A 20,541-nucleotide genomic window follows, 5' to 3' on the forward strand; every position below is an offset into this window, starting at 1 on the left:
ATGGCGCTGTTAATCACCAAAAAATGCATCAATTGCGATATGTGCGAACCCGAATGTCCTAACCAGGCCATTTCGATGGGCGACAGCATTTATGAGATTAACAGCGACCGCTGCACCGAGTGCATCGGCCACTATGAGACGCCGACCTGCCAGAAAGTGTGCCCCATCCCCAACACGATCCTGAAAGATCCGGCACACGTCGAAAGCGAAGAGCAGTTGTGGGACAAGTTTGTCCTGATGCATCACGCAGACAAACTTTAACTCTCGATGATCACCGTCGCGCAGGCGTAGTGGCGTTCATCCGCAAGCGTCACATGCATGTGATTCACGCCGAGTTTCTCTGCCAGCTTTAGCGCCTCGCCCCATAAGCGCAGGCGTGGTTTACCCAGTTCATCGTTAAACACTTCAAACTGGTTAAACGCCAGACCGTTACGAATCCCCGTCCCGAAGGCTTTGGCCGCCGCCTCTTTTACCGCAAAACGCTTTGCCAGAAAACGTACCGGCTGCTGGTGTGCTTCCCAGATGGCCCATTCGTTATCGCTCAGCACGCGTCTCGCCAGGCGATCGCCGCTACGGGCGATCACCGCTTCAATGCGGGCTATTTCAACGATATCGGTGCCTAAGCCCAGAATAGCCATTACTGACGCGCTTCCAGCATCAGGCGTTTCATCTCTGATACGGCCTCTTTCAGGCCGCTCATCACCGCACGGCCAATGATGGCGTGGCCGATGTTCAGCTCATGCATTTCCGGCAGCGCGGCGATGGCTTTGACGTTGTGGTACGTCAGGCCGTGACCGGCATTCACTTTGAGGCCCAGGCTTGCCGCGTAGGTGGCCGCTTTGGCGATACGTTCCAGCTCTTTGGCCTGAACCGCATCGTTTTCAGCATCGGCATAGCAGCCGGTGTGGATTTCGATGTACGGTGCGCCCACGTCGGCCGCCGCTTTAATCTGTTCGAAATCTGCGTCAATGAACAGAGAAACCAGAATGCCCGCATCTGCCAGGCGTTTGCAGGCATCACGCATTTTGTCGCGTTGACCAGCCACATCCAGACCGCCTTCAGTGGTCACTTCCTGGCGTTTTTCCGGCACCAGGCAGCAGAAATGTGGCTTCGTCTCACAGGCAATCGTCAGCATCTCTTCGGTGACCGCCATCTCCAGATTCATGCGCGTATCCAGCGTCTGACGCAAAATACGCACGTCGCGGTCAGTGATGTGGCGGCGGTCTTCACGCAGATGAACGGTAATGCCGTCGGCACCTGCCTGCTCGGCAATAAATGCCGCCTGAACCGGATCAGGATACGCCGTGCCGCGCGCATTACGCAGCGTGGCAATGTGATCAATGTTGACGCCTAACAGTAATTCAGCCATGACAATCCTCGGTTTTCTTTTAATACAGTAATCTAACGCTTCGGCATAAACTGCCTGAATAATTCGCGGCTCTTTAAGGGCTTACCACCAAGATACGGCTTGAGCGCAATTCGGGTAAAGCGTTTTGCCGCGCGCAAAGTATCAGGATCGGGGAATTCACGTTCATACAGCGCCCTGAGCTGACGCCCGGTAAAGGTGTTGTTATCGATGACGACGCTGGCAATAAACCCTTTTTCTTCCCGGTAGCGGTAAGTCATGGTGTCTTCCACCTCATCTCCGCTCCCCGCACAGTGCAGAAAATCAACGCCGTATCCTAAATGGCCGAGCAATGCCAGCTCGAACCGGCGCAGGGCTGGTTCGGGCGTGCCGGTTGCGCCAGCAAGCGCCTGGATACAGTGCAGGTAATCAAAGAAAAGTTCAGAGAAGCGAGTCTCATGTTCAAGAACGCGCGAGATGAGTTCATTGACATACAAACCGCTGTAAAGCGTGATGCCGGAAAGAGGAAGCGCCAGAGAGACGGCTTCAGCACTGCGCAGGGTTTTGACTTCCCCTCGCCCGCCAAAGCGTACCAGCAGCGGCGTGAAAGGCTGTAAAGCACCTTTCAGGTTGGAACGTTTGGAACGTGCGCCCTTCGCAACAAGGCGCACGCGACCCGACTCTTCCGTGAAGACGTCCAGCATGAGGCTGGTTTCGCTCCACGGACGGCTGTGCAGGACAAAGGCGCGTTGCCATCCCTCCACGTAGCGTTAACTCAGAGGTCGTCTACATAACCGAGACTGCGCAGGGCGCGCTCGTCATCGGCCCAGCCGGATTTCACTTTCACCCACAGCTCCAGGTGGACCGGCGCTTCGAACATCTCCTGCATGTCTTTACGGGCTTCGATACCGATGGTTTTGATCTTGGTACCTTTGTTACCAATGACCATCTTCTTCTGCCCTTCGCGCTCAACGAGGATCAGGCCGTTGATGTCGTAGCCACCACGCTCGTTGGTCTGGAAACGTTCGATTTCAACGGTCACAGAGTACGGCAGTTCAGCACCCAGGAAACGCATCAGCTTTTCACGGATGATTTCAGAGGCCATAAAGCGCTGGGAGCGATCGGTGATGTAATCTTCCGGGAAGTGGTGAATTGCTTCCGGCAGATGCTTGCGCACGATGCCCGCGATGGTGTCGACGTTCAGACCAGTCTCGGCTGAGAGTGGGACGATATCGAGGAAGTTCATCTGGCTACCCAGCCACTGCAGGTGCGGCAGCAGGTCGGCTTTTTCCTGCACGTTGTCCACTTTGTTGACCGCGAGGATCACCGGTGCTTTACCATCGCGCAGCTTGTTCAGCACCATTTCATCGTCAGCCGTCCAGCGGGTGCCTTCCACAACGAAAATGACCAGCTCGACATCGCCAATGGAGCTGCTCGCCGCTTTGTTCATCAGGCGGTTTATCGCACGTTTTTCTTCCATATGCAGGCCTGGGGTATCGACGTAAATCGCCTGATACGCGCCCTCAGTATGGATGCCCACGATACGGTGACGCGTGGTCTGCGCCTTACGCGAGGTGATTGAAATCTTCTGCCCAAGCAGGTTATTCAACAGGGTGGATTTACCAACGTTCGGACGTCCGACGATGGCAATAAATCCGCAATAGGTTTTTTCTTCGCTCATTCCAGCTCCAGCATTTTTAACGCCTGTTCGGCGGCAGCCTGTTCCGCCTTACGACGGCTTGAACCTGTGCCAACCACCGGTTCACTCAGACCACTGACCTGGCAATGGATGGTAAATTCCTGATCGTGCGCTTCGCCACGTACCTGCACCACCAGATAAGATGGCAGCGGGAGATGACGACCCTGCAAATATTCCTGCAAACGCGTTTTCGGATCTTTTTGTTTATCGCCCGGACTGATTTCGTCCAGACGGCTCTGATACCAGTTCAGGATCAGTTTTTCTACGGTCTGGATATCGCTGTCCAGGAAAACGCCACCGATTAAGGCTTCGACCGTATCGGCAAGAATAGATTCACGGCGGAAGCCACCGCTTTTCAGTTCACCCGGCCCGAGACGCAGACATTCACCCAGCTCAAATTCACGTGCGATTTCCGCAAGGGTGTTACCCCGCACCAGCGTGGCGCGCATACGGCTCATGTCACCTTCGTCCACGCGTGGGAAACGATGATAAAGCGCATTTGCAATCACGAAACTTAAAATAGAGTCGCCTAAAAACTCGAGACGCTCATTATGTTTGCTGCTGGCACTGCGATGGGTTAATGCCTGTTGCAACAACTCCTGATGATGAAAAGTGTAGCCCAGCTTCCGTTGAAGCCGATTAATTACGATGGGGTTCATGCGATACCAATAAATAAATGCGTCAAAAATGCAGCACACGAAACCGACCTGAGAAAACCAACGCGGTTTCGTGTGCCGTGGCACCTTTGCAGGGCCAACCTTAAACTTCGGGGGAATATTCTATACACAACGACAGGGGATGTCGTTAGTCCAAAGAGATTTATCGCCGAAATAATTCACGTAGCCGCAAATAACTGCGGCTACGCGTTCAATTATTGAGAATTAATGGATTCCGCCAATACGATTCAGGCGTACACCGGTCGGCCATTCGCCTTCCTGTTTCTCAAAACTCATCCAGATTGCAGTGGCTTTACCCACCAGATTGGCTTCCGGCACAAAGCCCCAGTAACGGCTGTCCGCGGAGTTATCGCGGTTATCACCCATCATGAAGTAGTGTCCCGGCGGCACAATCCAGGTTGCCAGCTGCTGGCCCGGCTGCTGGTAATACATGCCCAGTTGATCCTGCGCGACAGGCACAGTCAGAATACGGTGCGTTACGTCGCCCAGCGTCTCTTTGCGCTCCACCAGGCGAATACCGTTCTCTTTGGTCTCGCCTTTCGGAACCTGGAAGAAACCGCTGGTCGCTTCGCCGCCGTTACGACGGGCAAAAGTCTGCACAAAATCACTCGGCTCAACGTCAGAGTAAGTAATTGGCAGTGCATTTTCGCACGCCGTACCGGAGCTGCAGCCCGGCTGGACGGTCACTTCTTTGGCAACCGGATCGTAGGTGACTTTATCACCCGGCAGCCCCACCGCGCGCTTGATGTAGTCCAGGCGCGGATCTTCCGGATATTTAAACACCACGATGTCGCCACGTTTCGGATGACCCGTTTCGATCAGCGTTTTCTGGTAGATCGGATCTTTAATGCCATAGGCAAACTTCTCGACCAGAATAAAATCGCCAATCAGCAGCGTTGGCATCATTGAACCTGACGGGATCTGGAACGGTTCGTAAATAAACGAACGAACGACCAGAACAATCGCCAGCACCGGAAATACCGATGCCCCCGTCTCCAGCCAGCCCGGTTTCGGGCCGACTTTCTTCAGGGTTTTCGCGTCAAGCCCATCGCCCGTGGCGGCCTGCGCGGCTGCCTGACGTTCACGACGTTTTGGAGCGAAAATAAACTTATCCAGACACCACAACAGCCCTGTCACCAGGGTAGCAATGACCAGGATCAGGGCAAACATGTTCGCCATGCCAACTCCTTAAGGGTTATTTGCCGTCTTTACCAACATGAAGAATGGCAAGGAATGCTTCCTGCGGCAGCTCAACGTTACCGACCTGCTTCATACGCTTCTTACCTTCTTTCTGCTTCTGCAGCAGCTTTTTCTTACGGCTCACGTCACCGCCATAGCATTTAGCCAGAACGTTTTTACGCAGCTGTTTCACGGTAGAACGGGCGATAATATGGTTACCGATGGCCGCCTGAATCGCAATGTCGAACTGCTGACGCGGGATCAGCTCTTTCATCTTCTCAACCAGTTCACGACCACGGTACGGCGCGTTGTCGTTGTGCGTAATCAGCGCCAGCGCATCGACACGCTCGCCGTTAATCAGCACATCCACACGCACCATGTTGGAAGCCTGGAAGCGTTTGAAGTTGTAATCCAGTGACGCATAGCCACGAGAGGTCGACTTCAGACGGTCGAAGAAGTCGAGTACCACTTCCGCCATCGGGATTTCGTAGGTCAGCGCCACCTGGTTACCGTGGTAAACCATGTTGGTCTGTACGCCACGTTTCTCAATACACAGCGTAATGACGTTGCCGAGGAACTCCTGTGGCAGCAGCATGTGACACTCTGCAATTGGCTCACGCAGCTCCTGAATATTGTTCAGCGGCGGCAGCTTGGACGGGCTATCGACGTAGATCACTTCTTTCGAGGTGGTTTCAACTTCATACACTACGGTTGGTGCCGTGGTGATCAGATCCAGATCGTATTCACGCTCCAGACGTTCCTGAATGATCTCCATGTGCAGCAGGCCGAGGAAGCCACAGCGGAAGCCGAAGCCCAGCGCCGTTGAGCTTTCTGGCTCATAGAACAAGGAAGCATCGTTAAGGCTCAGTTTGCCAAGCGCATCACGGAAGTTTTCGTAGTCATCGGAGCTAACCGGGAACAGACCGGCGTATACCTGCGGCTTCACTTTTTTGAAGCCTGGCAGCGCTTTGTCTGCCGGGTTACGGGCCAGTGTCAGCGTATCGCCCACCGGCGCGCCGAGGATGTCTTTAATGGCGCAGACCAGCCAGCCTACTTCACCGCATTTCAGCTCGGTACGGTCGACCTGTTTTGGCGTGAAGATACCGAGGCGGTCAGCGTTGTAGACCTGGCCGGTACTCATCACCTTAATTTTGTCGCCTTTACGCATAGTGCCGTTTTTAATACGCACCAGTGAGACAACGCCCAGGTAGTTATCGAACCAGGAGTCGATGATCAGCGCCTGCAGCGGCGCATCAGGGTCACCTTCCGGTGGCGGAATATCACGCACCAGACGTTCCAGTACATCCGGCACGCCCACGCCGGTTTTCGCCGAGCAGCGCACCGCATCGGTCGCATCAATGCCGACGATGTCTTCAATCTCTTCCGCAACGCGCTCAGGATCGGCGGCAGGCAGGTCGATTTTGTTGAGAACCGGCACAACCTCAAGATCCATTTCCATCGCGGTGTAGCAGTTCGCCAGAGTCTGGGCTTCTACGCCCTGCCCGGCATCGACCACCAGCAGCGCGCCTTCACAGGCCGCCAGCGAGCGTGAAACCTCATAGGAGAAGTCAACGTGGCCAGGGGTGTCGATAAAGTTCAGTTGATAGGTTTCACCATCAGAGGCTTTATAATCGAGCGTCACGCTCTGCGCTTTAATGGTGATACCGCGTTCGCGTTCCAGGTCCATGGAGTCCAGTACCTGGGCTGCCATTTCACGATCAGACAGGCCACCGCAAATCTGGATAATACGGTCAGACAGCGTCGACTTACCGTGGTCAATGTGAGCAATGATCGAAAAGTTACGTATGTTCTTCATATAGTTAAATAATTATGCCTTACGAATTCCTGGAGGCCGCTGTTCTTAGCCTGACGTTTTTCAGTGCGAAAACGCAGCATTCTACACTACATCTCCGTCACCTGGAAATGCACTTAGAGCCAGGTATAGCGTGAAGAAACGGCGTTTTCATTTTTGAGATGTAAATAATGATAAAGCCCGGTGGATCACCGGGCCTCAGAAGAGAGCGTTTCTACACGAAGCTGGTCTGGTGCCAGCGCAACGCTAAGGATAACAGGCTGCCACTCTTCACGGGCGGCCAGCTTCGGAGAGAGACCTTTGGCGAGCCAAAATCCGCCTGTACCCCCCAATGCAGCACCGCACATAGCAGCTACATCGGTGCCGAACAGCATCTGGAACACGCCGCCCATCATAAACAGGCCCACCAGCGGAGAGAGGTAAACCAGCATGGCGGAACTGAGCAGGCTGCCTTCCGCAATCCCCAGCTCGACTTTCTGCCCTTCCACCAGCGGTTGCTCGCTTGGGACAGAGATCGTGTGCGAGGTTTGTGGCCCCAGCTTGTTCAACACGCGGCTACCGCAGCCCGCTCTGGACGCGCAGCTATTGCATGATGCTTTAACATCGCAACTGACAAGCGCAATGCCATCCTGCCACGATACCACCGTGGCCCACTCTTTAATCATTGTGCGGCCCTGAATTTAATGCTGTCAGAAATACGCTTCGCCGTTTGTGGCGGTAACTCACCGACAATAGTGATCTCAGCGTTATCACGTACCGTAGTGCTGACCGTCCGGCGTCCGGTACGGAGCATTTGTTCAGAACTGTTCGCCGTTGCGCGGTTAATGTTCACCGAGAAGCTGAACAGACCATCGGAATAGAGACGCGATTCAACAGGCGTTTCGATGGTCGGTAGCTGGCGACGACTGCTGGAGACTTCGCTAAAACCTTGCGGTATCCAGGAAGGCACCCAACTGAAATTCACAGAATCACCGGCAGGTACGGAAAGCAGTGGAGGCAGGCTGGCTTTGGCCAGATTCTGCATGCTGTTACCCACCTGGTTGTTAACGCTGAAGGAGATTACGCGGAATTGTTCCAGCGTCTCACCGTCGCGGTCGAGCAGGTCAACGCGCATTGGCAGGCGGGTCTCCGCATCAATCCAGACAATATAGCTGTAGCGCGTACCGTCGCGGGCGACTACGCGGATCACTTCACACAGTCTGTCCGCAATACGCGTGCGTCCCACGGAGATAAAATCATAGTAAGGTGCAAGGCGCTTAAAGTCGGTATAGATGAGCGACGGCAGGGAATCAACGATATAGTCGCCATTCAGCGTGAAAGGCTCCAGGCCTGGCTCGAAGTAGCTGATTTCGTTGCCACGCTGAACCACTTCACGGCGCGGACCATCCATCTGTAAAAGCTGGGCGAGTGGCTGGTTATCAAGACGGGCATGGCGATAGCGTAACGACTCGACACCCTGCTTATTGATGCTGATAAATGCCAACTCGTAATTGAGTGACTGGCTGGCCAGATTCATTTGCTGCAACAACGCCCCGGATGAAACATCAGCCGAGGCGTTGGCAGAGAAGAACAGGCTACCCGCCATCAAAGACATGGCGAACCAAAGTTGCTTCATTACTGCGATTGCGTTCCTAAAGTTTGGTTTCCTGGCACCTGCACAGCAGCCTGCTGGGTTTGTGCCTGCTCAAACTGAAGCTGTTCGGAGTGCAGACGACGCTGCAACTCATAATCCTGCAACATCGCATTGATGCGACGGCGCTGCTCCTGTACCTGCTGTTGCTGTCCGCCACTTGCGGAGGCATCTGCCGGAACGCCCAGGCTTACCGGGCTGGCTTTGCCCATCATCGGCAGTGTATTAAACACCGGCGCTTCAGGCTGCTGATTGGCTTCAGACTGAGTGTTATAGTGCTGGACGCCAACGATAACTGCAAGCGATACACAGGCAGCGACACCCATTTGGGTAAGCTGACTGGCCCACGGACGCACCTTTTTCCAGAACGGCATTTTCTGCCACTGATGAGGCGCGGGCTGAGCTTCAGGAATCAGCGGAGTGGTTTGATGAACAGGCTCGTTCTCAATAGCCGCCATCACGCGTGCTGAGATATCGAAATGGAGAACCTCGCTGGTATCACCGCGCAGGGTGTCACGGATGAGATGATAGCTCTCCCAGGTCTCTTGCATTTCGGGAGAATGAGACAGCTCATTGAGCAGCTCACTATCCAGCGTTTCCCCATCCATTAAAGCGGAAAGTTTTTCTTTCTGCATGCCTAATACCTTTTCCAGTATCCCGCTATCGTCAACGCCTGATAAGCGGTTGAACTTTATTATCAATAGCTTCTCGCGCACGGAATATTCGTGAACGTACCGTACCGACCGGGCAATCCATGATAGCGGCTATCTCTTCATAGCTCAGACCATCAAGCTCCCGAAGCGTAATTGCCATGCGTAAATCTTCCGGGAGTGACTCGATCGTGCGAAAAACGATTTGTCTCAGTTCTTCTGACAACATTAAGTTCTCAGGGTTCGAAATTTCTTTCAACGCACCGCCACTTTCAAAGTTTTCGGCGTCGATAGCGTCCACATCACTTGAAGGCGGACGACGGCCCTGAGCAACCAGATAATTCTTTGCTGTATTCACTGCAATACGATACAGCCAGGTATAAAAAGCACTATCTCCCCGGAATGAATCCAGCGCACGATAGGCCTTAATAAAAGACTCTTGTACGACATCAGGAACATCTCCTGACGGTACATAGCGGGAAACCAGACTTGCCACCTTATGCTGGTAGCGCACCACCAGTAGGTTAAAGGCTTTCTGATCCCCCTTCTGGACCCGTTCAACCAGGACCTGGTCCGTTAACTGCTCGCTCATCCGAGGTAATGTCTCCCCAAACCTAAATTCCACGCGTTATCGAAACGCCACTCTAAAAACACTGCACCTTGAGCAAGCATCGACTTAGAGTGTCTGTTCTTCAATAAGTTCCGTCACGCCTTTGTTTTTGTTCATCGCGCCGCAGACCGTTCATTTTCTCTCATTATAAGTCTGTTCACGATACGTAAGCACTTTCTGGCAAGAATCAGCCTTTTTACCGTCAGAAGAGTAACGCAACACAGCCTTTATTTCACCACAAAATCTGAAGCTAACGATCTGCTTCGCAAAATATTTTCGTTCATTTACCTCTTATTTACCTCTCGCGTTGAGTTTAGCCACCATAACTCCATTTAAAAAAAACGTGCGATATCTCCCGTCACAATGCTATTCTGAGCAAACACTGTTTAGTAAATTAAACAAACATCATGAACACAACGCCAGAACTTCATTGTGATGTACTGATCATCGGCAGCGGTGCTGCTGGCCTCTCCCTTGCCCTGCGCCTGGCCGAACACCAGAACGTGATCGTGCTGAGTAAAGGGCCGATGAGCGAAGGTTCTACCTTCTATGCACAAGGCGGTATTGCCGCCGTGTTTGATGAAACAGACAGCATTGCCTCACACGTTGAAGATACCCTGATTGCCGGTGCCGGGATCGTGGATGAACATGCCGCAGAATTCGTCGCCAGTAATGCCCGACACTGCGTCCAGTGGCTTATCGACCAGGGTGTGTTATTTGATACGCAGGTTCAACCCAACGGTGAAGAGAGTTATCACCTTACCCGTGAAGGTGGACACAGCCATCGCCGCATCCTGCACGCTGCCGATGCCACCGGAAAAGCGGTTGAAACCACGCTGGTCAGTAAAGCGATGAGCCATCCCAATATTCGGGTACTTGAACGCAGTAATGCGGTTGATCTGATTATCTCCGATAAAATTGGCCTGCCCGGAACACGCCGCGTGGTGGGGGCGTGGGTGTGGAATCGTAATAAAGAGAAGGTGGAAACCTGCCGGGCAAACGCGGTTGTGTTGGCTACAGGTGGAGCCTCCAAGGTGTACCAGTACACCACGAACCCGGACATTGCCTCCGGTGATGGTATCGCAATGGCCTGGCGCGCCGGTTGTCGCGTGGCAAATCTGGAGTTTAATCAGTTCCACCCGACGGCACTGTTCCATCCTCAGGCGCGTAACTTCTTACTCACCGAGGCCCTGCGTGGAGAAGGCGCTTATCTGAAACGCCCCGACGGTTCCCGCTTTATGCCGGACTTTGACGCCAGAGGCGAACTTGCGCCGCGCGATATCGTTGCCCGTGCTATCGATCATGAGATGAAACGTCTTGGCGTGGACTGCATGTATCTGGATATCAGCCATAAACCGGCTGAGTTTATTCGCCAGCATTTCCCGATGATTTACGAAAAATTGCTGAGCCTGGGAATTGATCTAACTCGCGATCCGGTCCCCATTGTACCAGCCGCGCATTATACCTGTGGCGGCGTGATGGTTGACGATTATGGCCGTACCGACGTGGATGGCCTGTATGCCATCGGTGAGGTGAGTTATACCGGATTACACGGCGCTAACCGCATGGCATCGAATTCCCTGCTGGAGTGTCTGGTATACGGGTGGTCTGCTGCGGAAGATATTAGTAAACGCATGCCTTATGCCCGCAAAACAGAAAGTTTGCCTGCCTGGGATGAGAGCCGCGTGGAGAATCCGGACGAACTGGTGGTTATCCAGCACAACTGGCATGAGCTGAGACTTTTCATGTGGGACTACGTGGGGATTGTACGGACGACGAAGCGGCTTGAGCGCGCGTTACGCCGAATTACGATGCTGCAGCAGGAGATTGATGAATATTACGCAAACTTCCGCGTTTCCAATAACCTGCTGGAACTGCGCAATCTGGTGCAGGTTGCCGAACTCATCGTTCGCTGCGCGATGATGCGTAAAGAGAGCCGTGGTCTGCACTATACGCTGGACTACCCTGACCAGCTGGCCGAATCTGGCCCGTCGGTATTGTCCCCGCTGGTTCACATAAACAGATAAAACGCCTGGGTCAGAGCAGTGTAATCTTCAGAGTAACGCTGGTCTGGCCCACGGATCACCATCCTGTCATTGAAACATTCCCCCTCTTTCGGGGAGAGTGCCAGCAAAACACGGTGCGGCAAACGCCCTTCGGTATCTGAAATATCGGTACGCAAACGTAAATTCCAGCCGATCTCTCGTGCGCGATCAATAAAGTTATTGCCGGTACTTTCCGGCAGGACAACGCAGAAAAAACCTTCTTCTGAAATTAACTCTGCCGCACTGGTTAACAGCGCCTTATGATCGAGCGAACCGGTATAACGGGCCTGCTCACGCTCCGGCGTACCGCACTCCACGCCGGGTTCATAATAAGGTGGGTTACTGACGATAAGATCGTAACGCGCCGTCTGTTCTGGTGCCCACTCCAGTATATCGGCACATGCTACCCTGACGCGGTCCGCCCACGGGGATTCGGCTGCATTTTCACTCGCCTGCCCTGCCGCCTGCACATCCAGCTCAACCGCATCAATCGTGACATGCGCTTCCGTGCGTTGCGCCAGCATCAACGCCAGCAGACCGCTGCCGGTGCCAATATCAAGAATTCGCTTAACACCTGCGACAGGTGCCCATGCACCCAGTAAAATACCGTCTGTGCCGACTTTCATCGCACAGCGATCGTGAGCAATAAAGAACTGTTTAAAGGTGAAACCATCGCGGCGCAATTGCGCTTTGAGTTGAGACATGTCGGGGCAACCTTCTAAGTGAAACTGGAGTAGCATAGGGGAAAGCGAAGTGGTCGCAAAGCGATATCCATACAAACAGATGAAGATTACAGCCGTAACGTCTATAATCAGCGCCCCACACAGAGGTAGAACATGACTGTAACGACTTTTTCCGAACTTGAACTCGATGAAAGCCTGCTCAAAGCACTTGAGAGCAAAGGCTTTACACGCCCGACCGCCATTCAGGCCGCGGCCATTCCGCCTGCGCTTGAGGGCCGCGATGTGCTCGGTTCTGCGCCAACCGGCACGGGGAAAACAGCAGCCTACTTGCTGCCTGTGTTGCAGCATCTGCTCGATTTTCCACGTAAAAAATCAGGCCCACCACGCATTTTGATCCTGACGCCGACGCGTGAGCTGGCAATGCAGGTTGCCGAGCACGCACGCGAACTGGCGGCGAATACTCATCTGGATATCGCCACCATCACAGGCGGTGTTGCGTATATGAACCACGCCGAAGTGTTCAGCGAAAACCAGGACATCGTCGTTGCAACGACGGGCCGCCTGCTGCAGTACATTACAGAAGAGAACTTCGACTGCCGCGCGGTTGAAACGCTGATCCTCGACGAAGCCGACCGCATGCTGGACATGGGCTTCGCACAGGATATTGAACATATTGCCGGTGAAACGCGCTGGCGTAACCAGACGATGCTGTTCTCTGCAACCCTGGAAGGGGATGCGATCAAAGACTTTGCTGAGCGTCTGCTGGAAGATCCGGCGGAAGTCTCCGCCACGCCGTCAACGCGTGAGCGTAAAAAGATCCACCAGTGGTACTACCGTGCAGATAACCTTGAACACAAGGTTGAGTTGCTCAAGCACCTGCTGAAGCAGGAAGACGCGACCCGCACCATCGTGTTTGTGCGTAAGCGTGAGCGTGTGCATGAGCTGGCTGAGATGCTGCGTAACGCCGGGATCAACAACTGCTACCTCGAAGGCGAGATGGCGCAGGTTAAGCGTACCGAAGGCATTAAGCGTCTGACTGATGGTCGGGTGAATGTTCTGGTTGCAACAGACGTCGCGGCGCGTGGGATCGACATTCCTGACGTAAGCCACGTGATTAACTTCGATATGCCGCGCAGTGGAGATACCTATCTTCACCGTATTGGTCGTACCGGTCGTGCGGGCCGCAAGGGTATCGCCATTTCACTGGTCGAAGCGCATGACTATCTGCTGTTGCAGAAAATTGGCCGCTATGTTGACGAGCCGCTGAAGTCCCGCATTATTGATGGCCTGCGCCCGACCACGCGTGCACCGAGTGAAAAAATGACGGGCAAACCGTCTAAAAAAGCACTCGCGAAACGCGCTGAGAGAAAAGAGAAAGAAAAAGAGAAGCCGCGCGTGAAGCAGCGCCACCGCGATACCAAAAATATTGGTAAGCGTCGTAAGCCAAGTTCAGCGGCACCAGAGACGAAAACTGAAGAGTAAAAAAAACCGGGGAATTCCCCGGCTTTTTTATTCCACCCCCGTGGCTAAAAACCCTTACAGGCTTTCAGTAAACGTACGCGCGATAACGTCGCGCTGCTGTTCCGGGGTCAGAGAGTTGAAGCGAACCGCATAGCCAGAAACACGAATGGTCAGCTGCGGGTATTTTTCTGGGTGCTCAACGGCATCCATCAGCGTTTCGCGGCGCAGGACGTTTACGTTCAGGTGCTGCCCCCCTTCCACGCGTACTTCCGGTTTCACTTCCATTGGGATTTCACGATATTCGATTTCGCCCAGTTTGCTCACCGGAACGATTTCATCTTCAGCAAAACCTGCTTTCGCTACAACACAGCGCGCTTCGTTTTTCTCGCTGTCCAGCAGCCAGAAAGAGTTGAGCAGATCGTCATTTGCAGCTTTAGTAATCTGGATACCTGTAATCATGTGTTGCCTCCCTTAGGCTACATTAACGGGTGTCGGCCTCTCGCGGCCAATTGGTAAAACCATTGTTTCTTGCGTGTATATATATCATTCACACCCCGGCGTTTTATTGACTTAAATCAACAAAAACACCAACCACACAAACATTGTGGTTTGATTTTATTGTTTTAGATCAATTTTGATCATAAGCCAGCTCAAACAAGGCTGTATGTTTTCAAATAAAATTTAAGAGGTTAGACAAAATTTCCGGACGGAATTTTGCTCATCGGGATTTAACGGTTAAGCTAGGCGCAGATGAGATTCGCAGGAGAGCGAGATGACAACACCTTTAACATGGCACGACGTGCTGGCCGACGAAAAACAGCAGCCTTACTTTATCAATACGCTTAGCACGGTTGCTGCCGAGCGGCAGTCTGGCCAGACGATCTACCCGCCACAGAAAGATGTTTTCAACGCATTTCGTTATACCGAACTGGGTGATGTGAAAGTGGTTATCCTGGGACAAGATCCCTACCACGGCCCCGGCCAGGCGCACGGTCTGGCATTCTCAGTGCGTCCGGGCATTGCCATTCCTCCTTCTCTCTTGAATATGTATAAAGAGCTGGAAAATTCCTTGCCCGGATTTACTCGTCCGAACCACGGTTATCTTGAAAGCTGGGCGCGCCAGGGTGTGCTGTTACTGAACACCGTTCTGACCGTTCGCGCCGGGCAGGCGCACTCCCACGCCAGCCTGGGATGGGAAACGTTTACGGATAAAGTTATCAGCCTTATCAATGCGCATCGCGAAGGCGTGGTGTTTTTACTGTGGGGATCGCATGCGCAGAAGAAAGGGGCGATTATTGACCGTCAGCGCCACCACGTACTGAAAGCGCCACACCCGTCGCCACTGTCTGCACATCGTGGTTTCTTTGGTTGTAACCATTTTGTTCTGGCGAATGAATGGCTGGAAAAACGCGGCGAAACGCCGATTGACTGGATGCCTGTGCTACCGGCAGAAAGCGAGTAATTTTTGTATGCCCGGAGAACCGGGCATACAGATGCACATAAATTATGCTTTATTCTGTCGCCACCATTCCGCCAGCAGTACGCCGGTCGCAACGGATACATTCAGGCTTTCAACGTTGCCTGTCCCGTCGATAGAGACGCTCAGATCCGCACTGGAGAGCGCCGCATCTGACAGACCATCGCGTTCCTGACCTAATACCAGCACCATTTTACGTGGCAGCGTCGCTTTAAACAGCGGCGTACCGGCATGGCTGGAGGTGGTCACAATGGAATAGCCCGCTTTACGGAACTGCTCAATGGCATCCAGCACGCTGTCGCCCGTGATTGGCTGGACATGCTCGGCTCCACCTTCCGCAGTACGGATCGCAGCACCGGATTCCAGCAGCGCGGCATCCTGCAGCAGTACACCTTTCACGCCAAAGTGCGCGCAACTACGCATCATCGCGCCCAGGTTATGCGGGTTACCCACGTCTTCCAGCGCCAGCACACAGTCATCAGCATCCGCCTGGCTCACCCACTGCTGAACGGTAGTCCCGTTACGTTTTTTGATCAGGAAGCAGACGCCGCCGTGGTGTTCAGTACCGGAGGCTTTCGTCAGCTCGGCATCATCAACCACGTGGTAGGCTTTGCGGTTCGCGGCCATCCACCGCAGCGCTTCTTTAAAGCGCGGAGTGACGCTCTGGATAAACCATGCGCGAACGATACACTCCGGGCGACTCTGGAACAGGGCCTGGCAAGCGTTCTCACCATACACGCGGGTCTCTTCTGCACGCTGACGGCGCAGAACTTCCGGGTCGATAAAACTTTTACCGCTGATCCCGCCGTGATCGGGTTTCTCCGGCGTCTCATCGCCAGGTGCGCGAGAAACGGTACGCCACGGAGACACGTCTCGTGAGAAATCATCGCGTTTGCGATCGTCACGCTTACGGTCATCACGTTTGCGGTCATCACCGCGGTTATTTCTGTCATCGCGGGCGGGGCGACGGCCACCGTCTGCACGAGAAGACGCCGGACGCCCGCCACCTTTTCCGGTACGCGGATTTTGGGTGCGTTTATCAGAGTCATCATCACTGCGGACATACATCACTTTGACCTTGCCGCTTTTGTTTTTCATTTCGTCGTTCATGCTTTTCTCCACCAGCGCTGCGCGAAGCGCGCAGATTACCCGATGTGCAAGCTCATAGCCATAATTTCGTACAAAAGCCTGTGACTATTGTTCTCATTGAATAAAACGCATTGTCGTTTCAAACAAGCTCGCTGATAATATGTAACATATCAGAAACATTACCGGCATTCTGCCGCTGTCCCACGGCTCTATCAGAGGTTAGTTATGAATACCGTATGTGCCAACTGTCAGGCTCTTAATCGCATCCCGGACGATCGGATGGATGATGGAGCGAAATGCGGGCGTTGTGGCCATGAATTATTTGATGGCGATGTGATTAATGCGACGGGTGCTACGCTGGACAAACTCCTCAAGGATGATCTTCCGGTGGTTGTTGATTTCTGGGCACCCTGGTGTGGCCCTTGCCGCAACTTCGCACCAATTTTTGAAGATGTGGCAGAAGAGCGCAGTGGAAAAATGCGCTTCGTTAAGGTGAACACCGAAGCCGAACGCGAGCTGAGCGCACGTTTTCGTATTCGCAGTATCCCGACCATTATGATTTTTAAAAATGGCGAGGTTATCGACATGCTCAACGGCGCGGTGCCAAAAGCGCCTTTTGAAAGCTGGTTAAACGAGTCATTGTAACAATCGTGGGGCACACCTTGTGCCCCGTACCTGCCTCTGCGAAAATAGGGTTTTCTCTGTATTTCGCCCATGACTGATAACGCTGTTCTTCAATTACGCGCCGAACGCCTTGCACGCTCTACGCGCCCGTTTCTTGCCCGTGGCAATCGTATTCGCCGCTGTCAGCGCTGTCTGCTGCCGCTTAAGGTCTGCCTCTGCGAGACGCTTGCCCCGAGTACAGCGGAGAGCCGTTTTTGTTTGGTCATGTTCGATACGGAGCCGATGAAACCCAGCAACACGGGGCGTCTTATCGCCGATATTCTGCCGGATACCGCCGCGTTCCAGTGGTCACGCACGGAGCCACCTCAGGCATTGCTCGATTTAGTTGCAAACCCGGCTTATCAACCGATGGTCGTTTTTCCTGCCTCCTATGCCGGTGAAAATCGCCAGGTCCTTTCTGCGCCGCCGTCAGGTAAACCGCCATTGTTTATTATGCTGGACGGCACCTGGACCGAAGCCAGAAAGATGTTCCGCAAAAGCCCTTACCTCGACGCCCTTCCGGTCATTTCCGTCGATCTCTCGCGCGTTTCGGCCTATCGCCTGCGTGAAGCCCATGCTGACGGGCAATATTGCACCGCGGAAGTGGCGATTGCATTGCTGGATCTGGCAGGAGATACCGCGGCGGCCCGCGCACTGGGGGCGCATTTTTCCTGTTTTCGCGAGCGCTACCTGGCGGGAAAAACCGTTCATAAGGGCAGCGTCACAGCAGCAGAGGCAGAAAGCGTTTAAAATCATCAGGTCGCTTGCATCCACAGGAGGTCTGCATGAGCCAGCGAGGGTTAGAAGCGCTACTACGCCCTAAATCCATTGCCGTTATCGGTGCCTCAATGAAACCGGATCGCGCAGGTTATCTGATGATGCGTAACCTGCTGGCGGGTGGATTTAATGGCCCTGTGTTGCCCGTTACGCCCGCTTACAAGGCCGTGCTGGGCGTGCTGGCATGGCCAGACGTACAAAGCCTGCCTTTCGTGCCGGATCTCGCCGTCTTGTGTACGCATGCGAAACGAAATCTGGAATTACTGGAGTCGCTTGGTCAGAAAGGATGCAAAACCTGCATTATTCTCTCGTCTCCGCCTGAACAGCAGCCTGAGCTGCTTGCCTGCGCCAGTCGTTATCAAATGCGCATTCTTGGCCCAAACAGCCTGGGGCTGCTTGCTCCCTGGCAAGGGCTGAATGCCAGTTTCTCCCCGGTGCCGATCAGCAAAGGCAAACTCGCTTTTATTTCTCAGTCAGCAGCGGTATCAAATACGATCCTCGACTGGGCACAACAGCGTGAGATGGGATTTTCCTACTTTATCGCCCTGGGTGACAGCCTGGATATCGACGTTGATGAGCTGCTGGATTTTCTGGCTCGTGACAGCAAAACCAGCGCTATCCTGCTCTACCTTGAGCATTTAAGTGATGCGCGCCGTTTTGTGTCAGCCGCGCGTAGTGCATCCCGCAATAAACCTATTCTGGTCATTAAAAGCGGCCGCAGCCCTGCGGCACAGCGTCTGTTGCACTCCCATTCGGGCATGGACCCTGCCTGGGATGCGGCGATACAGCGCGCTGGTTTACTGCGTGTACAGGATACCCATGAGCTCTTTTCCGCCGTCGAGACGTTAAGCCATATGCGTCCTTTACGCGGCGAGAAGTTAATGATTGTAAGTAACGGTGCCGCCCCCGCCGCACTGGCGCTGGATGAGCTGTGGTTACGCAACGGGAAACTGGCGACATTGGGTGAGGAGACACTCCAGCGTCTGCGTGAGGCGCTACCGACCAGCGTTTCTCCCGGCAACCCGCTCGATTTGCGCGATGATGCAAGCAGCGAGCGCTACATTAAGGCAATCTCCATTTTGCTGGACAGCCAGGATTTCGATGCGCTGATGATCATCCATTCGCCCAGCGCGGTTGCGCCAGGCAGTGAAAGCGCGCGCGCGCTCATTGAGGCAGTACGCAACCATCCTCGCGGTAAATATGTAACACTGTTAACCAACTGGTGCGGTGAATTTTCCTCGCAGGAGGCTCGCCGCCTGTTCAGTGAAGCCGGGCTACCGACATACCGTACGCCGGAGGGCACCATTACCGCGTTTATGCATATGGTGGAGTACCGCCGTAACCAGAAACAGCTGCGTGAAACGCCTGCCCTGCCCGGTAACCTGACAGCCAGGTCAGTGGATGTGCACAGGCTGTTGCAGCAGGCAATTGAAGAAGGCGCAACCTCGCTGGATACGCACGAGGTACAACCTATTCTTGGGTGCTATGGGATGCAAACGCTTCCGACCTGGATTGCCAGCGACAGCGCCGAGGCGGTTCATATCGCAGAGCAAATTGGCTATCCGGTTGCGCTGAAACTTCGTTCTCCGGATATCCCGCATAAGTCGGATGTTCAGGGCGTGATGCTGTATCTGCGCACTGCAGCTGAAGTACAGCAAGCGGCTGACGCTATTATCGATCGCGTCAAAATGACCTGGCCACAGGCCAGAATCCACGGGTTACTGGTGCAAAGCATGGCGAACCGTGCAGGCGCGCAGGAACTCCGGGTGGTTGTAGAACATGATCCGGTCTTTGGTCCGCTCATCATGCTCGGTGAAGGCGGCGTCGAATGGCAGCCTGAGGAACAGGCGGTTGTAGCGCTGCCCCCGCTGAACATGAACCTGGCGCGCTATCTGATTATCCAGGCTATCAAGAGTAAAAAGATCCGTGGCCGGAGCGCCCTGCGCCCGCTCGATATTGCCGGGTTAAGCCAGTTCCTGGTGCAGGTTTCTAACCTGATAATTGATTGCGCCGAGATCAAGCGACTGGATATTCACCCGCTGCTCGCTTCCGGCAATGAATTTACGGCACTGGACGTTACGCTGGATATTGCGCCTTTCGAAGGGGACAGGGAAAGTCGCCTTGCCATCCGTCCTTATCCTCTGCGTCTTGAAGAATGGGTTGAGATGAAAAATGGCGAACGGGCGCTGTTTCGCCCTATCCTGCCGGAAGATGAACCGCAGCTGCGGATGTTTATCTCGCAGGTCACCAAAGAAGATCTTTACTATCGCTACTTCAGCGAAATCAATGAATTTACTCACGATGATTTAGCCAATATGACCCAGATCGACTACGATCGTGAAATGGCGTTTGTGGCCGTTCGTCGTTCAGACCAGGGGGACGAAATCCTCGGCGTGACGCGCGCGATTTCTGACCCGGATAACGTGGATGCGGAGTTTGCGGTGCTGGTGCGTTCCGATCTCAAAGGTCTTGGTCTGGGCAGACGACTGCTGGAGAAACTCATCAGTTATACGCGCGATCACGGATTATTGCGCCTGAATGGCATTACTATGCCAAATAATCGGGGCATGGTAACCCTGGCGCGAAAACTCGGTTTTGACGTTGATATCCAGCTGGATGAAGGCATCGTTTCTCTGTCTCTCAACCTGACATCATCGGATAAACAAGAGTAAGCTACTGGAAATGTTAACCACTTTGGACGGCACTGGTGGTATCATTGTCCGCTTATGTTGTTTGCATGGTA

The 20,541-nt window shown here is 53.8% G+C and carries 22 protein-coding genes; 7 read left to right on the forward strand and 15 right to left on the reverse strand.

Going from position 1 to position 20,541, the window contains the following annotated elements:
* Positions 1-261, forward strand: a complete 261-nt coding sequence (locus EoCCA6_RS05850) for a YfhL family 4Fe-4S dicluster ferredoxin (RefSeq protein ID WP_008502177.1) — start codon at positions 1-3, stop codon at positions 259-261.
* Here EoCCA6_RS05850 and acpS read toward each other — a convergent pair.
* From acpS to rseD, 12 genes are all read right to left on the reverse strand, one after another.
* The gene (gene acpS / locus EoCCA6_RS05855) at positions 258-638 is read right to left on the reverse strand and encodes a holo-ACP synthase (protein WP_152081881.1); all 381 of its coding nucleotides are present in this window, start codon (positions 636-638) and stop codon (positions 258-260) included. The genes EoCCA6_RS05850 and acpS overlap by 4 nt on opposite strands.
* Positions 638-1,369, reverse strand: coding sequence for a pyridoxine 5'-phosphate synthase (gene pdxJ, locus EoCCA6_RS05860; protein ID WP_152081882.1), 732 nt, complete (start codon positions 1,367-1,369; stop codon positions 638-640). The genes acpS and pdxJ overlap by 1 nt, the downstream gene beginning before the upstream one ends.
* Positions 1,370-1,401: 32 nt before the next feature.
* Entirely contained in the window at positions 1,402-2,109 is a 708-nt protein-coding gene (gene recO / locus EoCCA6_RS05865; protein WP_152081883.1) for a DNA repair protein RecO, read from the reverse strand.
* An 11-nt stretch (positions 2,110-2,120) separates the two neighbouring features.
* Complete coding sequence (gene era, locus EoCCA6_RS05870) at positions 2,121-3,026, reverse strand: GTPase Era (protein WP_152081884.1); 906 nt, start codon at positions 3,024-3,026, stop codon at positions 2,121-2,123.
* Positions 3,023-3,703, reverse strand: a complete 681-nt coding sequence (rnc, locus tag EoCCA6_RS05875) for a ribonuclease III (protein WP_010434072.1) — start codon at positions 3,701-3,703, stop codon at positions 3,023-3,025. Before rnc ends, era begins: the two co-directional genes overlap by 4 nt.
* 222 nt (positions 3,704-3,925) lie before the next feature.
* A complete protein-coding gene (gene lepB / locus EoCCA6_RS05880; RefSeq protein ID WP_152081885.1) occupies positions 3,926-4,900 on the reverse strand; it encodes a signal peptidase I in 975 nt (324 codons plus the stop codon).
* A 16-nt stretch (positions 4,901-4,916) separates the two neighbouring features.
* Positions 4,917-6,716, reverse strand: coding sequence for a translation elongation factor 4 (lepA, locus tag EoCCA6_RS05885; protein WP_152081886.1), 1,800 nt, complete (start codon positions 6,714-6,716; stop codon positions 4,917-4,919).
* Positions 6,717-6,901: 185 nt separating this feature from the next.
* Positions 6,902-7,378, reverse strand: coding sequence for a SoxR-reducing system protein RseC (gene rseC, locus EoCCA6_RS05890; protein WP_152081887.1), 477 nt, complete (start codon positions 7,376-7,378; stop codon positions 6,902-6,904).
* Positions 7,375-8,328, reverse strand: coding sequence for a sigma-E factor regulatory protein RseB (gene rseB, locus EoCCA6_RS05895; RefSeq protein WP_152081888.1), 954 nt, complete (start codon positions 8,326-8,328; stop codon positions 7,375-7,377). Before rseB ends, rseC begins: the two co-directional genes overlap by 4 nt.
* Positions 8,328-8,978, reverse strand: a complete 651-nt coding sequence (gene rseA, locus EoCCA6_RS05900) for an anti-sigma-E factor RseA (protein ID WP_152081889.1) — start codon at positions 8,976-8,978, stop codon at positions 8,328-8,330. Before rseA ends, rseB begins: the two co-directional genes overlap by 1 nt.
* Before the next feature lie 31 nt (positions 8,979-9,009).
* Complete coding sequence (rpoE, locus tag EoCCA6_RS05905; protein WP_006176728.1) at positions 9,010-9,585, reverse strand: RNA polymerase sigma factor RpoE; 576 nt, start codon at positions 9,583-9,585, stop codon at positions 9,010-9,012.
* Entirely contained in the window at positions 9,582-9,665 is an 84-nt protein-coding gene (rseD, locus tag EoCCA6_RS21640; protein ID WP_232623276.1) for a rpoE leader peptide RseD, read from the reverse strand. Before rseD ends, rpoE begins: the two co-directional genes overlap by 4 nt.
* Before the next feature lie 345 nt (positions 9,666-10,010).
* Between rseD and nadB the strand changes: the two genes are divergently transcribed.
* Entirely contained in the window at positions 10,011-11,630 is a 1,620-nt protein-coding gene (gene nadB / locus EoCCA6_RS05915; protein WP_152081890.1) for an L-aspartate oxidase, read from the forward strand.
* Here the strand turns inward: nadB and trmN are convergent.
* Complete coding sequence (trmN, locus tag EoCCA6_RS05920) at positions 11,615-12,352, reverse strand: tRNA(1)(Val) (adenine(37)-N(6))-methyltransferase TrmN (protein ID WP_152081891.1); 738 nt, start codon at positions 12,350-12,352, stop codon at positions 11,615-11,617. The two genes, nadB and trmN, sit on opposite strands and share 16 nt — an antisense overlap.
* Positions 12,353-12,484: 132 nt before the next feature.
* Between trmN and srmB the strand changes: the two genes are divergently transcribed.
* A complete protein-coding gene (gene srmB / locus EoCCA6_RS05925; protein WP_152081892.1) occupies positions 12,485-13,813 on the forward strand; it encodes an ATP-dependent RNA helicase SrmB in 1,329 nt (442 codons plus the stop codon).
* A gap of 54 nt (positions 13,814-13,867) precedes the next feature.
* Here srmB and grcA read toward each other — a convergent pair whose 3' ends face one another.
* Positions 13,868-14,251: an autonomous glycyl radical cofactor GrcA gene (gene grcA / locus EoCCA6_RS05930; RefSeq protein WP_008502190.1), complete on the reverse strand. Its 384-nt coding sequence runs from the start codon at positions 14,249-14,251 to the stop codon at positions 13,868-13,870.
* A 313-nt stretch (positions 14,252-14,564) separates the two neighbouring features.
* On the opposite strand from grcA, the gene ung reads away from it, so the two are divergent.
* The gene (gene ung, locus EoCCA6_RS05935; protein ID WP_152081893.1) at positions 14,565-15,254 is read left to right on the forward strand and encodes a uracil-DNA glycosylase; all 690 of its coding nucleotides are present in this window, start codon (positions 14,565-14,567) and stop codon (positions 15,252-15,254) included.
* A gap of 42 nt (positions 15,255-15,296) precedes the next feature.
* Here ung and EoCCA6_RS05940 read toward each other — a convergent pair whose 3' ends face one another.
* Positions 15,297-16,379: a tRNA/rRNA methyltransferase gene (locus tag EoCCA6_RS05940; protein WP_152081894.1), complete on the reverse strand. Its 1,083-nt coding sequence runs from the start codon at positions 16,377-16,379 to the stop codon at positions 15,297-15,299.
* A gap of 204 nt (positions 16,380-16,583) precedes the next feature.
* On the opposite strand from EoCCA6_RS05940, the gene trxC reads away from it, so the two are divergent.
* From trxC to EoCCA6_RS05955, 3 genes are all read left to right on the forward strand, one after another.
* Positions 16,584-17,003 carry a thioredoxin TrxC gene (gene trxC, locus EoCCA6_RS05945; protein WP_152081895.1) on the forward strand — a complete coding sequence of 140 codons (420 nt, stop codon included), beginning with the start codon at positions 16,584-16,586 and terminating at the stop codon, positions 17,001-17,003.
* A 69-nt stretch (positions 17,004-17,072) separates the two neighbouring features.
* The gene (tapT, locus tag EoCCA6_RS05950; protein ID WP_152081896.1) at positions 17,073-17,771 is read left to right on the forward strand and encodes a tRNA-uridine aminocarboxypropyltransferase; all 699 of its coding nucleotides are present in this window, start codon (positions 17,073-17,075) and stop codon (positions 17,769-17,771) included.
* Positions 17,772-17,806: 35 nt separating this feature from the next.
* The gene (locus EoCCA6_RS05955; protein ID WP_152081897.1) at positions 17,807-20,470 is read left to right on the forward strand and encodes a bifunctional acetate--CoA ligase family protein/GNAT family N-acetyltransferase; all 2,664 of its coding nucleotides are present in this window, start codon (positions 17,807-17,809) and stop codon (positions 20,468-20,470) included.
* Positions 20,471-20,541: the final 71 nt, after the last annotated feature.

Origin of the sequence: Enterobacter oligotrophicus, assembly GCF_009176645.1 — a bacterium.
In the GTDB taxonomy this organism is placed as follows: Bacteria; Pseudomonadota; Gammaproteobacteria; order Enterobacterales; family Enterobacteriaceae; genus Enterobacter; species Enterobacter oligotrophicus.

Coding starts and splice junctions, on each gene's coding strand:
- srmB (WP_152081892.1), top strand. CDS start 12,485: ATGACTGTAACGACTTTTTCCGAACTTGAACTCGATGAAAGCCTGCTC.
- acpS (WP_152081881.1), bottom strand. CDS start 638: ATGGCTATTCTGGGCTTAGGCACCGATATCGTTGAAATAGCCCGCATT.
- ung (WP_152081893.1), top strand. CDS start 14,565: ATGACAACACCTTTAACATGGCACGACGTGCTGGCCGACGAAAAACAG.
- EoCCA6_RS05940 (WP_152081894.1), bottom strand. CDS start 16,379: ATGAACGACGAAATGAAAAACAAAAGCGGCAAGGTCAAAGTGATGTAT.
- lepA (WP_152081886.1), bottom strand. CDS start 6,716: ATGAAGAACATACGTAACTTTTCGATCATTGCTCACATTGACCACGGT.
- rseD (WP_232623276.1), bottom strand. CDS start 9,665: ATGCTTGCTCAAGGTGCAGTGTTTTTAGAGTGGCGTTTCGATAACGCG.
- EoCCA6_RS05955 (WP_152081897.1), top strand. CDS start 17,807: ATGAGCCAGCGAGGGTTAGAAGCGCTACTACGCCCTAAATCCATTGCC.
- grcA (WP_008502190.1), bottom strand. CDS start 14,251: ATGATTACAGGTATCCAGATTACTAAAGCTGCAAATGACGATCTGCTC.
- nadB (WP_152081890.1), top strand. CDS start 10,011: ATGAACACAACGCCAGAACTTCATTGTGATGTACTGATCATCGGCAGC.
- rseB (WP_152081888.1), bottom strand. CDS start 8,328: ATGAAGCAACTTTGGTTCGCCATGTCTTTGATGGCGGGTAGCCTGTTC.
- trxC (WP_152081895.1), top strand. CDS start 16,584: ATGAATACCGTATGTGCCAACTGTCAGGCTCTTAATCGCATCCCGGAC.
- rnc (WP_010434072.1), bottom strand. CDS start 3,703: ATGAACCCCATCGTAATTAATCGGCTTCAACGGAAGCTGGGCTACACT.
- tapT (WP_152081896.1), top strand. CDS start 17,073: ATGACTGATAACGCTGTTCTTCAATTACGCGCCGAACGCCTTGCACGC.
- EoCCA6_RS05850 (WP_008502177.1), top strand. CDS start 1: ATGGCGCTGTTAATCACCAAAAAATGCATCAATTGCGATATGTGCGAA.
- rpoE (WP_006176728.1), bottom strand. CDS start 9,585: ATGAGCGAGCAGTTAACGGACCAGGTCCTGGTTGAACGGGTCCAGAAG.
- pdxJ (WP_152081882.1), bottom strand. CDS start 1,369: ATGGCTGAATTACTGTTAGGCGTCAACATTGATCACATTGCCACGCTG.
- rseC (WP_152081887.1), bottom strand. CDS start 7,378: ATGATTAAAGAGTGGGCCACGGTGGTATCGTGGCAGGATGGCATTGCG.
- era (WP_152081884.1), bottom strand. CDS start 3,026: ATGAGCGAAGAAAAAACCTATTGCGGATTTATTGCCATCGTCGGACGT.
- rseA (WP_152081889.1), bottom strand. CDS start 8,978: ATGCAGAAAGAAAAACTTTCCGCTTTAATGGATGGGGAAACGCTGGAT.
- lepB (WP_152081885.1), bottom strand. CDS start 4,900: ATGGCGAACATGTTTGCCCTGATCCTGGTCATTGCTACCCTGGTGACA.
- trmN (WP_152081891.1), bottom strand. CDS start 12,352: ATGTCTCAACTCAAAGCGCAATTGCGCCGCGATGGTTTCACCTTTAAA.